A 15,341-nucleotide genomic window follows, 5' to 3' on the forward strand; every position below is an offset into this window, starting at 1 on the left:
GTCGTCGCCCCCCGTTCTTTTTGTGCCAGGCTTTAGTGGTCCAGCGTACTCAAGATCGCATGGGCCACTTTCACCCGCTCCGCATTCGGGTAGTTCTTGTTCGCCAGGATCACCACCCCCAATCCCTTGCTCGGCACGTAGGCCACATAGGCACCAAACCCATTGGTCGAGCCGGTCTTGTTCACCAGGGTGTTGGCATGGGGCGCCTGCGCCGGCGTTAGCCAGTTGACCTTGTGCGGTTCCATGGCCATGGGTGTGGAGTTGCCGTCAATCAACGCATCGAGCGTGATGGGGTAGGGGTACATTTCCCAGCCCAGGCCCTGGGTCATGCCGTCGACGGTGTAGTAGCCGGTATGAGTGATGGCGATTGCCTGTTGCACGGCGGTTTCCAGCTTCGCGGGGCGCATGTTGGCTTGCACATAACGCAGCAGGTCCGAGGCGCTGGTCTTGATGCCGTACGCCTCGCTGTCCATGGCGCCGGGGCCGACGCGCACCGGCTTGCCATCCTTGCCGTAGCCTTGGGCGTACAGGTCCATCTGGCTTGTAGGCACTTTGACGAAGGTGTGCTTGAGCCCGAGTTTGGGCAGCAGGGTCTTTTCCATCGCCTGGTCGAACGGCTGCTTGAGGCTCTGCGCCGCGAGGTAACCGAACAGGCCCAGGCTCGGGTTGGAATACAACCGCTGGGTGCCAGGGGCGAAGTCGGGTTTCCACTGCTGGAAGTAGCTGACCATGTGCTGGTTGTTGTCCGCCTCAGGCGGAAATTGCAGGGGCAGGCCTCCGGCGGTGTAGGTGCCCAGGTTAAGCACGCTGATGTGGTCGAACTTGCCGCCGCCCAGCGCAGGCAGGTAGTCGCTGGCCGGGGCCGACAGCTTGAGTCTGCCGGTGGCCGCTGCATAACCGGCGAGGGTGGCGGTGAAGGTTTTGCTGACCGAACCGATTTCGAACAGGGTGTTTTCGTTGACGGGCTGCCGCGTCTCCCGGGACGCGACGCCATAGTTGAAATACTGCACGTTGCCGTCCTGAACCACGCCGACGACAAGGCCGGCAATGGCCTGTTGCTGCATCAGCGGCTTGACACTGGCGTCCACCACCGCTTGCAGGTCAGTGGCGGCCAGGCAGTTGCCGGCAGCGAGAAGGGCGGCTATCGCCGTGACAGTGCGCATGCCGGAGAGCATAGAGAGGGGCATGAGAGGGTTTCCATGAAAGTGATCGAAAAAAAAGACCCTGCGCGGGCGAGGCAAATATAGGCAGTTCGCCAGCGCTGGGCAAACAATGACGTCGCTTGCCTGGCTGTAGTGGAGAAGGCCAGCGTAACGACTATTTTAGAAACATAATGAAACATTCACCGATGCGCGCCGCTCTACCGCTACACCTGTACAGAGTTATTCCATGAAAACACCGCGCCCCTCCGCTCGTATGCCTCACCTTACCCAACTGCGAAACCTGAAGATGGCGCGCTCGGCCCACGCCTATGTGCGCGGCAGTACCGTGCAGTTCTACGACTGGCTGCACAGTTTGCCGGGGCGTCGTTTGCCCCACGGGCCCGCGATCTGGATCTGCGGCGATTGCCATGCCGGAAACCTGGGCCCCACCGGCGACAACGAAGGCCGCATCGATATGCATATCCGCGACCTGGACCAGGCTGTGATCGGCAACCCGGCCCACGACCTGGTGCGCCTGGCCTTATCCCTGGCGACCGCTGCGCGAGGCTCGGACCTTCCTGGTGTGACCACTGCACGCATGCTTGAAGAAATGATGCTGGGCTACGAACAGGCCTTCAAAGATAAGCCCGACGAAGCACCGCCACGCCCGTCCCAGGTCAAGGCTGGCATGCGCAGCGCGGTGGCGCGCACCTGGAAGCACCTGGCGCGCGAACGCATCGAAAGCGCCCGGCCGACCATCCCGCTGGGCAAGCATTTCTGGGCGTTGTCGCGGGCTGAAAAAAGCGCGCTGGAAGGCGTTTGTGCGTCGGATGAGATCCACCAATTGGTCACCTCGCTCAAAGGTCGGCCCAAGGACGCCAAGGTCGAACTCCTGGATTGTGCTTACTGGGTCAAGGGCTGCAGCTCCCTGGGTCTGTTGCGTTACGCGGCCTTGCTCGGCGTGGGCGACAAGGATGATCAGGAGTATTGCCTGATCGACATCAAGGAGGCGGTCGGCGCCGCTGCGCCCCGAGCCGCACGGGCGAAGATGCCCCGGGATAATGGCCGCCGGGTGGTTGAAGCTGCGCGGCAGCTGTCACCGGGCCTGGGCGGACGCATGGTCGCGGCGCGGTTTCTGGATCACGGGTTTTTTATTCGGGAACTGCTGCCACAGGACATGAAGTTGGAACTCGATGAGTTGAGCGAGACTGACGCTATGCACGCCGCGGGTTATCTGGCGCGGGTGGTTGGCGTTGCTCATGCGCGGCAGATGGACCGAGCAACCCGCAAGGGGTGGATGGCGACGTTGCAGGAGAACCGGTCGAGGGAATTGGATGCGCCCTCATGGTTGTGGACCAGTGTGGTGCAGTTGGTGGGGAGTCATGAACAGGGGTATTTGAACCATTGTCGGCGGTATGCTTTGGAGCACTGACCCAGGGCGCCAGGGTGAACAAGATACCCCGTAGATACCGCACACATTTCTCCCTTGCGCTTGCCCGGTGAGCGTGAAGACGGTATCTACGGCGGCGGGGCAACGAGGTGGAGATGCTCATGACCGGCGCGCCGCAACGCCGGTCATGCCAGGTATTTGCGAAACCAGCCCAGCGTTCTTTCCCACGCCAGGTTCGCCGCTGCTTCGTCATAACGCGGCGTCGAGTCGTTGTGGAAGCCGTGATTGGCACCCTTGTAGATGAACGCTTCATAGGTTGTGCCGGCCGCTTTCAAGGCTTTCTCGTACGGCGGCCAGCCTTCGTTGATGCGTGTATCCAGTTCGCCGAAGTGCAGCATGATCGGCGCCTTGATGCGCGGTACGTCCTTGGCTTCAGGTTGGCGGCCGTAGAAGGAGACCGCTGCGCCCAGTTCGGGGTAGGCCACCGCTGCCGTGTTGGTCACGCCGCCGCCGTAGCAGAAGCCGGTGATGCCGACTTTGCCGGTGCTGCTGTCGTGGTGCATCAGCCATTCGATGGCGGCGAAGAAGTCGTTCATCAGTTTGGTCGGATCGACGGTCTGTTGCAGTGCCACGCCTTTTTCATCATTGCCGGGGTAGCCGCCAACGGAGGTCAGGCCATCCGGGGCCAGGGCAATAAAGCCGGCTTTGGCCAGGCGTCGGGCGACGTCTTCGATATAGGGGTTCAGGCCACGGTTTTCGTGCACCACCACCACCGCCGGCAACTTGCCCGCTGCCTTGGCCGGGCGCACCAGGTAGCCGCGTACCGTGCCGTTGCCCTTGGGCGAGGGGTAGGTGATGTAGTCGGCGACGATGTCCGGGTCGGTGAATTTCACTTGCTCGGCCAGGGCGTAATTGGGGCTCAGGGCGGCGAGCAGTGCGCCAGCGCTCATGCCCGCGAAGGTGAACAACGCCGCACGGTCGAGAAATTCACGGCGGTTGATCTTGCCGTGGGCGTAGCCGTCGTAGAGTTCCAGCAGTTCGGGGGCAAAGTCTTTCGCGGTGAGACGAGTCATCGGTGCAATCCTCGATTGGCGGTGGCAATCAATGTAGACCAGGTTCAGCCTTCACGGCCACGGGCAGCTACGCTGTCCAGCAGAACATGCGTCTGTGGGGGTACGTCCATTTTTTTTGCGGAGAATTGAATGAAGCGTCGAATGTTAGCCGTAGCCCTTGGTTTTATCGCCAGCGCCCAGGCCGTTGAGTACAAGGACGTCAACCACACCGCCAGCCAGATCAGTTTTACCTACGAGCAACTCGGGCAGCGGATGTATGGCACGTTCAAGGAGTTCGAAGGCACCTTGACCTTCGATACGCAGGCGCCGGGAGCGGGGCATGCGTTGCTCAAGATCCAGCTCGCCAGCATCGACGCCGGCAGCGACGATACCAATGACACCCTGCAACGCGAGTCCTGGTTTGATACCGCGACCTACCCGGTGGGCGTGTATGAGTCCACCGGGGTCAAGGCGCTGGGGGATAACCGCTTCCAGATCAGCGGCAACCTGACTATCAAGGGCATCACGCGCCCGGTTGATGTGCAGGTGCTGCTCAAGGAGCTGGATGGCATTGGCGTGTTCGACGGCGAATTCATCCTTGATCGCGGCAATTTCAAGATCGGCGAAGGTGAATGGGCCGGCAACAGCGTGGTGTCCAACGACATCCATATCAAATTCAAAATGGTCGCGCCGCAGCGCTAGCGGGCGACCTTTTTCGCGCCGGCCACGCAGCCGATCACCGCCACTGTCACCAGTACCATGCCCAGGCTCACCTGCTCATGCAGCAGGCTCGCCGCCAGTGCCAGGCCAAAGAACGGTTGCAGCAACTGCAACTGGCCGACGGCCGCGATCCCGCCCTGAGCCAGGCCGCGATACCAGAACACAAACCCGATCAGCATGCTGAACAGCGCCACATAGCCCAGGCTCAGCCAGGCCGGGAGGCTGATGCCGGTAAAACGCGGCGGGGCAAGGATCAGGCTCAGCGGCAGCACCACCGGCAGCGACACCACCAGCGCCCAGCAGATCACCTGCCAACCGCCCAGGCTGCGCGACAGCTTCGCGCCTTCGGCGTATCCCAATCCGCATACCAGCACCGCCAGCAGCATCAGCACATCGCCCGCTGGTGACGCGCTCAAGCCTTGGGCCAAGGCATAACCCATCACCAACGCACTCCCCAGGACCGAAAACACCCAGAACACCGGCCGCGGTCGCTCGCCGCCGCGCAGTACACCAAATACCGCCGTGGACAGGGGCAGCAGGCCGATAAACACGATTGAGTGCGCAGAGGTCACGTATTGCAGGGCCAGCGCGGTGAGCAGGGGGAAGCCGATCACCACGCCCAGTGAGACGATCACCAGAGGCACCCACTGACCGCGTGCGGGGCGTTTCGCCTTGAGCAGCCACAACAGAAGCAGCCCCAATGCGGCGGCGATGGCGGCGCGGATCATCGTCAGAAACACCGGATCGAATTCCATGACCGCCAAGCGCGTGGCGGGCAGTGAACCGCTGAAAATCACCACGCCGATAAAGCCATTGATCCAACCCTGAGTGCTGCTGTCCAGGGCGCTGAGGGGAGACGTACGTTCCATGAGGGCTGTCCGGAAAAAGAAAAGTTGCGTGGCGCCCATCCTAGGATCGAAGATTAAGACAATCAAAAAATTGTCATGGATACACCGCCAATGCCCCGCGCCCGCTACAAGTCACTGGTCGACAGGTTTGCCGAAGACATCCGCAGCGGGAAAATGCCCCCCGGCATGCGTTTGCCCACCCATCGCCAATTGGCCGCCGACCACGGCCTGGCGCTGGTCACCGCCAGCCGCGTGTACACCGAGCTGGAAGCCATGGGCCTGGTCAGTGGGGAAACCGGGCGCGGCACCTTCGTGCGGGAGATCGCGTTACCGCCAGGGCAGGGCAGTGGGCAGATGGCCATCGCGACGGGCATGCTCGACCTCAATTTCAATTACCCCTCGCTGCCCGGTCAGGCCGACTTGCTGCGCACCGCGCTGCGCCAGTTGGCGCTGTCCGGCGACCTTGAAGCGCTGCTGCGTTATCAACCCCACGCCGGTCGCCTGCATGAGCGAGCCACCATTGCCCGTCACCTGCTGAGCCGAGGGCTGACGGTGGCGGCCGAGCAGGTGCTGGTGGTCAGTGGTGCCCAGCATGGGTTGGCGGTGGCGATGATGGCGTTGCTCAAGCCAGGGGATGTGATCGCGGTGGACGCATTGACCTATTCGGGGTTCAAGGTGCTGGCAGAGACCCTGCACCTTGAAATCGTCCCGATTCCCGTCACCGCCAGCGGCCCGGACCTGGCAGCTCTGCGCAACCTGTGTGGCAAGCGCCCGGTGCGCGCGGTGTACAGCATACCGACCCTGCACAATCCGCTGGGCTGGGTGATGGGCATTGAGCAGCGCGAGCAACTGGTAGCCATCGCCCGCCAGCACAACCTGATGATCATCGAAGATGCGGCCTACGCGTTTCTGGCCGAGGACGCACCGCCGCCCTTGGCCAGCCTGGCGCCGGAACGCACGGTGTATGTGGGCGGGTTGTCGAAGAGTGTCGCCACCGGGCTGCGGGTGGGGTTTGTCGCCGCGCCCGCTGCGTGGATGAAGGCGCTGGAACGCACCATCATGGCCACCACCTGGAACGTGCCCGGCGTGATGAGTGCTATCGCCGTGGCCTGGATCGAGGACGGCACCGTCGCCCAACTGGAAGCCCAAAAGCGCCAGGATGCCCAGGCTCGGCAAGTCTTGGCGGCGCAGGTACTGAAGGGGCTGGCCTACACCAGCCACCCGTCATCGTATTTTCTGTGGCTGCCTTTGGCGGAAGACGCCCGCGCTGACCAAGTCGCCATGACCTTGCAGCGCGAGGGCGTCTCCGTCTCCACCGCCGAGCCGTTTGCCGTTTCAGCCCACGTGCCCCATGCGTTGCGTCTGGCATTGGGTTCGGTGGACATGCCGGCGCTGCGCGAGGCGTTGCACAAGGTGCGCAACGTAGTGGCGTGGTGACCCTACGCTTGCCTTCAGAATTTAAACGCCTGGCGACCGATCAATAGCCAGTGGCCTTTCTGTTTCTGCCAGACCTGGAAGTTTTCGATGTCGGTGGGTACTTCCACGCCACTGTTCACCGCCTGGGCGTGAAAGTGGTTGCGCACCAGCGCCGTGTCGCCTTGCAGGGTGATGGTCTGTTTTTGCATTTCCAGGGTCTTGAAGCCGCTGCGACCGGTCTCGATATCGGCGATGAACTCCTGTTTGTTCTGGATCTTGCCGCTGGAGTGGCCGTAGGTGAGTTGCTCGGCGGTCAGGGCCTGAAGCTGCTTGATGTCTTTATGCAGCATGGCTTGGGTCAGGTGATCGACCGCTTGGGCGACGTCTTTGTCGGCAGGGGATGCGGCCACGTAGCCGCTGAACAGGCAAAGAAAACCGATCAGTAGTTTGACGTTCTGCATGGATGTTTCCTTATTGTTGTTGGGGATGTAGACGACAGCTGTAGTCGTCGTACAACCATGCAATATTTCCTGTGACGATGGAAAGTGAAATTTCGAAATATCCTCAAATTATTGGGTCTCTAAGATTGAGCGCTCTTATACGATGTCCCAACACCTTGAGTTCTTTGAGTTGCCTGATTTTGGCGCTTCCTAGGAAACAGGCGCATCGCTATGCTAACGCCGACACCTCACCTGCCCGAGCGAAAAAATGGATTTTGACTGGCACAGCGACCCCATCACCCGCGCCACTCCCGTGACCGCGCACTATAAAAACACCCAGAACGTGCGCCGCTTCATGTGTGAGCACTGCGGGCCGAGCTTCAAATTCGACCGCCCCTTCATGGCGTGGATTCGCAACGAGACCCCCAAGACCCTGGGTGACGTGGTGGATGAGTGGCAGCGCCGGAACACTGACAAGCATCCATAAGCACGGCAATGTGCTGCCGACCTTTTAAGACAAAGCCAAGCAACTGACACGCCGAAGATCAAAATGTGGGAGGGGGCCGTTAGTTGTCTGCCAGCGGCGGGGTACGCGGCGGAATCAGGCGCTTGCTGCCCGTTGCCTCATACGCCGCCGCAAGGTGCAACAACGCCGAGTCATCATAGGCGCGCCCGGCAAACGTCAGCCCCACCGGCATGCCGATGTCCGCCATCACGCCCATCGGCACGGTGACGGTAGGTACGCCCAGGTGGCGGATGGCGAGGTTGCCGTTGGCCACCCAGATGCCATTGCTCCAGGCGATGTCCGCGCTGGCTTCATTCACATCGGCATCGGCCGGGCCGACGTCGGCGACGGTGGGGAACAGCACGGCGTCGAGGCCGAGCTTGTCCATCCAGTCTTCCAGGTCGATGCGCCGGGTTTGCTCCAGGCCGCGCAGGCCGTCGGGCACGGTGCTGATTTCATTCCAGGGTGTGATGCCGCGCTGGGCCATGCGTACGTATTCGTCCATGCCGGCGGCGAGGTCGTCTTCACGGTTGGGCAGGGTGCCGGGGTCGTGTGGGAAGATTTTTGGGCCGTCCACATCCGCCAGGCGGTTGAGCGTTGGGTCGTCGTTGGCGCGCAGGAAGTCATCGAACGCCCAGGCGGACAGTTCCCACAATTCGTCGTGCAGGAATTCCTTGGACACCAGCCCACGGGTGAACACCGTCGGCGCGCCGGGGCGATCGCCTTCGCAGTTGGACACCAGCGGGAAATCCACCTCGATCACTTCGGCACCCGCTGCTTCCAGCGCCGTGCGGGCGTCTTTCCACAGGTCGATCACGCTGTCACGGGTGTTGATCCGTTGCCCGGTCGGGCCGCCGATGCCGGGCTTTTCGCTGGTGCCGGCGTCGGGGTCGGCATTGATGTACATGCGCGGTACGCCCAGGCGTTTGCCCGCGAGGGACTCTGCCGTCGCGGCCAGTTCAGCGTAAGACGCCGGGCGTACGTCGGTGACGCGAGGGATCGGCACCCAGGGTTGCAGGCGCCACAGGTCGCCACGGGTGTCGGGGTCTTCGGCAACCACCACATCGAGCACTTCCAGCAGGTCGGCCATGGTGCGCGCATAGGGCACCACCACGTCCATGGTTGGCGTCAGCGGCCAGTTGCCGCGCACCGAAATCACCCCACGGGACGGGGTGTAGGCGCACAGGCCATTGTTGGACGCCGGGCCGCGCCCGCTGGACCAGGTTTCTTCCGCCAGGCCGAATGCCGCGAAACTGGCGGCGGTGGCAGTGCCCGCGCCGTTGGACGAACCGGAGGCGAACGGCGCGGTGAGGTACTCAGCGTTATACGGGCTTTCGGCACGGCCATACACGCCACGCTGCATGCCGCCATTGGCCATCGGCGGCATATTGGTCTTGCCCAGGCAGATAGCGCCACCGGCGCGCAGGCGTTCGATGGTGAACGCATCGCGATGAGCGACGAGCTTGGCAAAGGCCGGGCTGCCCGAGGCCGCAGTCAGGCCCTTGACCAGGTAGCTGTCCTTGGCGGTATAGGGAATGCCATCCAGTGGCCCCAATGTTTCGCCTTTGGCCCGGCGCGCATCGGACGCCTCGGCTTCTTTAAGCGCTTCGGGGTTGCGCACCACCACGGCGTTCAACGCGGTAGCGGTCTGCGGGCCGTCGTAGGCCTCGATCCGGGCAAGGTAAGCCTGGACCAGTTCAACGGCAGTGGTCTGGCCGGATTCAAGCGCAGCGCGCAATTGGGCAATGGAGACTTCGGTAACTTGCATGACGTTTTCTTCGCCGCATTAAGTTGAGGTATGGCCGCAGTCTACGTACAGATATTTCACAAAACCAGCGCCGAATAGTCCGCGAAGGCGGCGCGCATCACCCGCCAGGTCGCCTCGTCAGCGGGAATCAGATGCTCGATGCGCAGCGAGGTGAGGGTGATGTCCTGGGGCATGCCGAACGCGGTGAAGGTCGACAAAAAGGATTTTTCATGGCCCTCGCAATGACCTCTAAGGTCATTGCGAGGGCCAAACCTTATCGCTAAGGTGGGGCTCGATCACTTCAAGGAAGACATCATGCCAAGACCCTCTATCGCCCTGGCCGCTTTGCTCGGGTTTTCCCTCTACACCCTGTTCACTCTGTTGACTGCCGAGCAATCGTTATGGGCTTTTGGGCAGCAATTGCTCTCGCGGCCGGACACCGCGCAAGTGGTGATCGACCTGTACCTGATGGCGATATTGGCGTGCGTATGGATGTATCGGGATGCGCGTGGGCGAGGGCGCTCGGTGTTGTCGGTGGTGCCGTATTTTTTGCTGACGGCGGTGTTTGTGTCGGTGGGCCCGTTGCTTTACATCGTGCTGCGGGGGAGGAGGGAGCAATGACCGTCCAAAAATTTCCAGGCTGGTATGAATATTCTGCGGCGTTCCTCTGACTTCTGTGGTGAGCGAGCTTGCCTCGCGCGGCAAGCCCGCTCACCACAAAAGCCCCTTACTGACCCAAATCTATCAAGGGTTGAGGAACGCCTGGTAGTTGTCCTTGGTGATCTGCTGGTAAGGGATGGTCAGCTCAGCCTCGTAGGGCTGTTTTTTCACCATCTTCACCGCCAGGTCAATCGAACCCACCGCTTGCCCCTTGTTGTCCTGATACGCCGTCACCAGCAACTGGCCTTTTTTGACTGCATCCAGCCCGGCTGCGCCGCCATCGCTGCCGGCGACCAATATGTCCTTGCCCGGTTGCATGCCCGCCTGGCTGATCGCCATGGCCGCGCCTATCGCCATTTCATCGGCATTCGCCGCCACCGCATCGATTTTGCGGCCCGAGACAATCCAGTTGTTCATCAGGTCAATCGCCTTGCTGCGCTGCCATTCGGCGCTCTGCTCCTCGACGATCTTGATATCGGGGTAGTCCTTGAGCACGTTCTTCACGCCCAGCGTCCGGTTGTGCGTGGCGTTGTTCGACAGCAGCCCCAGCATGATCGCCAGGTTGCCCTTGCCGCCCATTTTCTGCGCCAGATAACGCATCTGGATTTCGCCGGCCTTGATCTCATCCGAGCCCACGTACCCCACGCCCGGCGGAACCTCCTTGAACTCGGGACGACGGTTGACGTACACCAGCGGGATCTTCGCCTGCTGGGCATTCACCGTCATTTTCTGGGTGGCGGCGGTGTCCACCGCGTTGACGATAATCGCGTCCATGCCTTGTGCAGTGAAGTTCTGCACCTGGTTGAGCTGGCGCACCACATCGCCCTGGGCGTCTTCGAACTGAAGGGTTACACCCGGCAGTTCCTTGGCGTGGGCCGCCATGTAGTCACGCATTTGCGCGAGGAACACATCGTCGACCTGGGCGATGCTCACGCCGATCCGTATATCGGCCAGGGCCCAAGGGCTGACAGCCAGGGTAAACAGTGCCGCAAGGAGTTGCTTCTTCATGATGGTGCTCCGCTGTTTTTGTTGTTGTTAAAGCGATTCATGCCTGACGCTTGGCCCGCATCTGCGCCACGGCTGCGGCGAAGTCCGAATAGGGCCAGCGTTCGTTGAGCGCTTGCTGCATCAACTGTTGCCCGGTTTGCGGGGCCAGGCCCTGCAGCGGCGGGTCGGTGTCGAGGTTGGTAGGGAAGGAATAGCCATCGGCCGTGCAGGCAATCACGGCCTGGGCGTCCAACGTTGGGTTGGCCAGCAATGCCGGATAGACCGCCAGCATCATGCGGTCACGGTCGAGGGCTTCCATCGGTTTGCCGAACGCCGAGGAGATTTGCAGCAGATTGGCCATGCGATGGCGGTCGACGGTGCGGTTGGTGCCGGCGGCATGGAACAACGCCGGGTTGAAGAACAGCAGGTCGCCCTTGTTCAGGGGCAGTTGCACGGCATGCTGCTGGAAATAGTCGATGAACTCTTCGCGACGCCACGCCAAATAGCCCAAGGCGTATTGCTGGGAAAACGGCAGCAACTGGGTCGGTCCGCTTTCCAGCGGCATGTCCGTGTGGGCCACCGCGCCTTGTAACGTCAGGTATTGCGACAGCACGTGCAGCGGCAGCGGAAAGCGCTCCACCACGTCGTTGGTCTGGAAGCCCAGGTGGTAATCCCGGTGCGGCTGTTGCGCCTGCCCGCCGGGATGCACCACATTCACCTGGGCCGTGACTTGGTAACTCGGCCCCAGCCACGCTTCGGCAATCAGCCCCAGCAGCGGGTTGGCGTAATACTCGACAAAAGATTGCGGCGACTCTAACGCCGCTTTTTGCAGCGAGTTCCAGATACGCCCGTTGCTACCGGCCTTGGCAAAATGATCGGCGGCCACGCCTTGCGCCGCCTCAGTGGCGAAGATCGCCTCGAACACCTGGCTATGGCGGTCCACCACGTCCAGGTCCTCATAGGCCTGGCGCACCACCATCACCCCCGGTCCATCGCGGAACAGGCGGTGCAGTTCATCCATCACCGCGCGGCGGTCGCTGTTGCGCAGGGTGTGGGCCCGATAGATCGGCACATTGCCCACTACCTCGGCGCACAGCGGATAATCCTTGGCATGGGCCTGTTGCGAGCACAGCCGCTGGAAGTCTTCCAGGCGCACCGCTTCGGCGCTGACGAATGCCGACATCACACACCTCCCGACAGGCTCAGGGCCTGATGCGGTTGCGGGCTGCCGCCGTCGGTACAACCGACCACGCCTTGCTCCAGATCGATCACCGAGCCGGTCATCATGCCGGACTCGCGGGACAGTAAAAACGCCACGCTCTGCGCCACTTCCTCGGGCTTGAGCAAGCGTCCGAACGGTTGCGCGCTTTCGGCCTTGGCCAGCCAACCGTCCTGGGCACCGTGGTACTGGCGCTGGATATCATCCTCGTGGGGCGTGTCCATCCAGCCGATATTCAAGCCATTCACCCGGATGCGGTTGCGCAGGGCGCTGAACGCCACGTTCTTGGTGAGGATCGCCAGGGCCCCCTTGGAAGCCGCGTAGGCACTCAAAAACGACTGCCCGCCATGCCCGGTGACGCTCTGGATATTCACCACGGCACCTTCCACGCCGTTGCTGATCATCAGTTTGAGCGCTTCCTGCATCAGGAAAAACGGTGCCCGCACATTCACCGCAAACAGCCGCTCGAACAGCTCCGGCGAGGTGTCGAGGATGGTGCCGCGGTCCGACATCCCCGCGCAGTTCACCAGCCCATGCAAGGTGCCGAAGTGGGTGCGTGCCGCGTCGATGATCGCCCGGCAATCCTCGACTTTTTCCAGGTCCGCCTCGACAAAAATTGCCTGGCAATCCAGTTGCGCCAGTTGCCGCACTTGCTCTTCACCTTGGGCACGACGACGGCCACAGATGATCAGCCCGGCGGCGCCGCGTCGTGCCAGGGTGTGGGCCACCGCCGCGCCCAGGCCTTGGGTGCTGCCGGTGACGACAAAGTACTGGCCGCTGAACGAGGTGGCGAGATCGGTGTTGGGCATGAAGTTCTCCTGGATTTGTTGTTGTTTTCATCGCCCGGCTCGACGGCGGGCAAAACGGAGACTAGCATTGCAAAACCTCAGTAACGCCCAAATAAGACCTCAAAAACACCTCAGGCGAAACCCATGCTCGAACGTGCAAAACATTTCTCCATCAAGCAACTCGCGACGCAGGCCGGTGTGAGCAAAGCCACGGTCGACCGCGTGCTGCACCAGCGCGGCAGCGTGCATGCGCAGACCTCGCGGCGCATCGAGCAGGCGCTGGATGAGTTGGAGTCCCAGGAAAAAAACGGCCTGGCGGTGGGGCGCACGTTCCATGTCGACGTGATCATGCACACGCCCCAGCGCTTCAGCGCGGCGGTGCAGGCGGCGATCGTCGCGCAACTGGGTAGCCTGGCGCCGTTTCGTATTGCACCGCGCTTTCACCTGTTCGAAGAAATCGAGCCTCAGGCCATGCACGACCAGTTGCTGCGTTGCCTCGACACCGGCAGCCAGGGCGTGGTGCTCAAGGCCGCCGATGAGCCAGCGGTGAACCAGGCGGTCAAGCAACTGATCGCGGCGGGCATTCCCGTGGTGACCTTGGTGACGGACCTGCCGCAAAGCGAGCGCATCGGCTACGTGGGCATGGACAACCGCACCGCCGGCCAGACGGCCGCCTATCTGATGTCCCGCTGGCTGCCGGCGCAGCCCCAGGACGTGGCTGTGGTGATTGGCAGCGAACTGTTCCGTGGCGAAGAAGAGCGCGAGATGGGCTTTCGCGCCTGGTTGCGTGGCCGGGCGGCGCACTTGCGGGTGCTGGACATCAGCGGCGGCTACGGCGTGTACGACCGCACGTTCGACCGCGTGAGCCAGGCGCTAAAACAACATCCAGAACTCAAGGCGGTGTACAGCGTCGGCGGCGGCAACCGCGCAATCGTCGATGCCTTCGCCGCCCTGGAGCGCCCGCTGGAGGTGTTTATCGGCCACGACCTCGACGAAGAAAACCGCCAGTTGCTGCGCGAAGAAAAAGTCGCCGCGATCATCGACCACAACCTGCAGATCGATGCGCGCCATGTGTTCCTGCACATCCTGCAACACCATCGGCTATGGAAGGCCGGGCCGATTGCGCCGTCACAGGTGCAGATCGTCACACCGTTCAACCTGCCGGACTGAGTACTCCCTTTAAAAACAACATCAGGAGTTCAACCATGCTACGTATTGCCGTTCTAGGTGCCGGGCGCATCGCCAGGATCCACGCCGCCAACGTCGCCGCCCACCCCAACGCCACGCTGGTGCTGGTGGCCGACCCCTGGCGCGAAGGGGTCGATGCGCTCAGCACGCAACTGGGTTGCGAAGCGGCCTACGACTGCGCCGCCGTACTCACCCGCAAAGACATCGACGCCGTCGTGATCGGCACCCCGACCGACACCCATATCGACCTGATGCTGGCGGCGGTGGCCGAAGGCAAAGCGGTACTCTGCGAAAAACCCATCGACCTCGACATCGCCAAGGCCCGCAGTGCCGCCCAGGCCGTGGAGCGCCAGGGTGGCAATGTCATGCTTGGCTTCAACCGTCGCTTCGACCCCGACATGCTGCGCCTGCGCCAAGCCCTCGACGCCGGCCAGATCGGCGCCGTGCGCCAAGTCATCATCACCAGCCGCGACCCCGGCCTGGCCCCGCGTGACTACCTGGCGCACTCCGGCGGCATCCTGCGCGACATGACCATCCACGACTTCGACACCGCCCGCCACCTGCTCGGCGAAGAACCCGTGGAAGTCAGCGCCATCGCCAGCCGCCTGGTCGACCCCACCCTGGAGCAGATCGACGACTATGACAGCGTCATGGTCCTGCTGCGCACGGCCTCCGGCAAGCAATGCCACATCAACTGCTGCCGTCAGGCGGTGTACGGCTACGACCAACGCGTCGAAGTCTCCGGCGCCACCGGCGTCCTGCTCACCGACAACCACCGACCCAGCACCTTGCGCCACTGGGGGGCCGAGCACACTGAAGCGCTGGAACCGTTGCAGCACTTTTTCCTGGAGCGGTATGCGGATGCCTATCGCAATGAGCTGACCCAGTTCATCGACGCGCTCAACGACGGTCGCGAACTGCCCACCAGCGTGCGGGATGGGTTGTATGCGTTGCATTTGGCGGAGTGTGCGTTGGAGTCGGTGAGGACGGGGCGGAGTGTGGGGGTTAGTTATAATATTTAGCTGAAATAGTAAGCCTCTCAATAACACGCTGATAAGGATCTATAAATAGGAGTCGAGTTAGGCAAGCGTTAACAGTTATGGCTGTTAACGCATGTTTCTATTTTGATCGGCGACTAAGCGCAAAAATATTAAATTTCTACGAGTTGAGCTGTTTGTGTTGGTTGCTAGAGATTACGATCAGATGGTTCGGACGATACAGTCCGCATACGCGTCGATG

15 protein-coding genes and 1 pseudogene are annotated in these 15,341 nt (G+C 62.0%); 7 read left to right on the top strand and 9 right to left on the bottom strand.

From position 1 onward, the window contains the following. Positions 1 to 32: 32 nt before the first annotated feature. Positions 33 to 1,175: a class C beta-lactamase gene (gene ampC, locus NDJ82_RS06630; protein ID WP_502941220.1), complete on the bottom strand. Its 1,143-nt coding sequence runs from the start codon at positions 1,173 to 1,175 to the stop codon at positions 33 to 35. A gap of 214 nt (positions 1,176 to 1,389) precedes the next feature. On the opposite strand from ampC, the gene NDJ82_RS06635 reads away from it, so the two are divergent. Then, positions 1,390 to 2,574, top strand: coding sequence for a DUF2252 family protein (locus NDJ82_RS06635; RefSeq protein WP_191958997.1), 1,185 nt, complete (start codon positions 1,390 to 1,392; stop codon positions 2,572 to 2,574). Between the two features lie 143 nt (positions 2,575 to 2,717). Here the strand turns inward: NDJ82_RS06635 and yghX are convergent, their stop codons facing one another. Next, positions 2,718 to 3,605: a YghX family hydrolase gene (gene yghX, locus NDJ82_RS06640; protein ID WP_250925149.1), complete on the bottom strand. Its 888-nt coding sequence runs from the start codon at positions 3,603 to 3,605 to the stop codon at positions 2,718 to 2,720. Positions 3,606 to 3,734: 129 nt separating this feature from the next. Here yghX and NDJ82_RS06645 point away from each other — a divergent pair, with 129 nt between their 5' ends. Next, complete coding sequence (locus NDJ82_RS06645; protein WP_250925150.1) at positions 3,735 to 4,286, top strand: YceI family protein; 552 nt, start codon at positions 3,735 to 3,737, stop codon at positions 4,284 to 4,286. Here the strand turns inward: NDJ82_RS06645 and NDJ82_RS06650 are convergent. Further along, on the bottom strand, positions 4,283 to 5,173 hold the full coding sequence (locus NDJ82_RS06650) for a DMT family transporter (protein ID WP_250925151.1): 891 nt from the start codon (positions 5,171 to 5,173) through the stop codon (positions 4,283 to 4,285). The two genes, NDJ82_RS06645 and NDJ82_RS06650, sit on opposite strands and share 4 nt — an antisense overlap. Positions 5,174 to 5,263: 90 nt before the next feature. Here NDJ82_RS06650 and NDJ82_RS06655 point away from each other — a divergent pair, with 90 nt between their 5' ends. Continuing rightward, on the top strand, positions 5,264 to 6,589 hold the full coding sequence (locus NDJ82_RS06655; RefSeq protein WP_250925152.1) for an aminotransferase-like domain-containing protein: 1,326 nt from the start codon (positions 5,264 to 5,266) through the stop codon (positions 6,587 to 6,589). Between the two features lie 14 nt (positions 6,590 to 6,603). Here NDJ82_RS06655 and NDJ82_RS06660 read toward each other — a convergent pair whose 3' ends face one another. Next, positions 6,604 to 7,029, bottom strand: a complete 426-nt coding sequence (locus NDJ82_RS06660; protein WP_099585350.1) for a nuclear transport factor 2 family protein — start codon at positions 7,027 to 7,029, stop codon at positions 6,604 to 6,606. Between the two features lie 247 nt (positions 7,030 to 7,276). Between NDJ82_RS06660 and NDJ82_RS06665 the strand changes: the two genes are divergently transcribed. Continuing rightward, the gene (locus NDJ82_RS06665) at positions 7,277 to 7,495 is read left to right on the top strand and encodes a DUF6434 domain-containing protein (protein WP_112195578.1); all 219 of its coding nucleotides are present in this window, start codon (positions 7,277 to 7,279) and stop codon (positions 7,493 to 7,495) included. Between the two features lie 79 nt (positions 7,496 to 7,574). Here NDJ82_RS06665 and NDJ82_RS06670 read toward each other — a convergent pair whose 3' ends face one another. Next, on the bottom strand, positions 7,575 to 9,281 hold the full coding sequence (locus NDJ82_RS06670; RefSeq protein ID WP_250925153.1) for an amidase: 1,707 nt from the start codon (positions 9,279 to 9,281) through the stop codon (positions 7,575 to 7,577). A 56-nt stretch (positions 9,282 to 9,337) separates the two neighbouring features. Continuing rightward, a pseudogene (locus tag NDJ82_RS06675) lies at positions 9,338 to 9,490 on the bottom strand (helix-turn-helix domain-containing protein); the annotation flags it as partial. Positions 9,491 to 9,575: 85 nt separating this feature from the next. Between NDJ82_RS06675 and NDJ82_RS06680 the strand changes: the two are divergent. Then, on the top strand, positions 9,576 to 9,881 hold the full coding sequence (locus tag NDJ82_RS06680; RefSeq protein WP_099585347.1) for a DUF2834 domain-containing protein: 306 nt from the start codon (positions 9,576 to 9,578) through the stop codon (positions 9,879 to 9,881). Between the two features lie 123 nt (positions 9,882 to 10,004). Here NDJ82_RS06680 and NDJ82_RS06685 read toward each other — a convergent pair whose 3' ends face one another. From NDJ82_RS06685 to NDJ82_RS06695, 3 genes are read right to left on the bottom strand one after another with little or no spacing between them, the layout of a single operon-like run. Continuing rightward, positions 10,005 to 10,928: a sugar ABC transporter substrate-binding protein gene (locus NDJ82_RS06685; RefSeq protein ID WP_250925154.1), complete on the bottom strand. Its 924-nt coding sequence runs from the start codon at positions 10,926 to 10,928 to the stop codon at positions 10,005 to 10,007. Positions 10,929 to 10,965: 37 nt separating this feature from the next. Beyond that, the gene (locus NDJ82_RS06690; RefSeq protein ID WP_250925155.1) at positions 10,966 to 12,090 is read right to left on the bottom strand and encodes a phytanoyl-CoA dioxygenase family protein; all 1,125 of its coding nucleotides are present in this window, start codon (positions 12,088 to 12,090) and stop codon (positions 10,966 to 10,968) included. After that, positions 12,090 to 12,935, bottom strand: coding sequence for an SDR family oxidoreductase (locus NDJ82_RS06695; RefSeq protein WP_191946189.1), 846 nt, complete (start codon positions 12,933 to 12,935; stop codon positions 12,090 to 12,092). The genes NDJ82_RS06690 and NDJ82_RS06695 overlap by 1 nt, the downstream gene beginning before the upstream one ends. Positions 12,936 to 13,058: 123 nt before the next feature. Here NDJ82_RS06695 and NDJ82_RS06700 point away from each other — a divergent pair, with 123 nt between their 5' ends. Next, positions 13,059 to 14,084, top strand: a complete 1,026-nt coding sequence (locus NDJ82_RS06700) for a LacI family DNA-binding transcriptional regulator (RefSeq protein WP_099585343.1) — start codon at positions 13,059 to 13,061, stop codon at positions 14,082 to 14,084. Positions 14,085 to 14,119: 35 nt separating this feature from the next. Beyond that, the gene (iolG, locus tag NDJ82_RS06705) at positions 14,120 to 15,124 is read left to right on the top strand and encodes an inositol 2-dehydrogenase (RefSeq protein WP_250925156.1); all 1,005 of its coding nucleotides are present in this window, start codon (positions 14,120 to 14,122) and stop codon (positions 15,122 to 15,124) included. The last annotated feature ends 217 nt before the right edge of the window (positions 15,125 to 15,341 follow it).

Source organism: Pseudomonas sp. SR18, from assembly GCF_023701505.1.
GTDB lineage: Bacteria > Pseudomonadota > Gammaproteobacteria > Pseudomonadales > Pseudomonadaceae > Aquipseudomonas > Aquipseudomonas cyclaminis.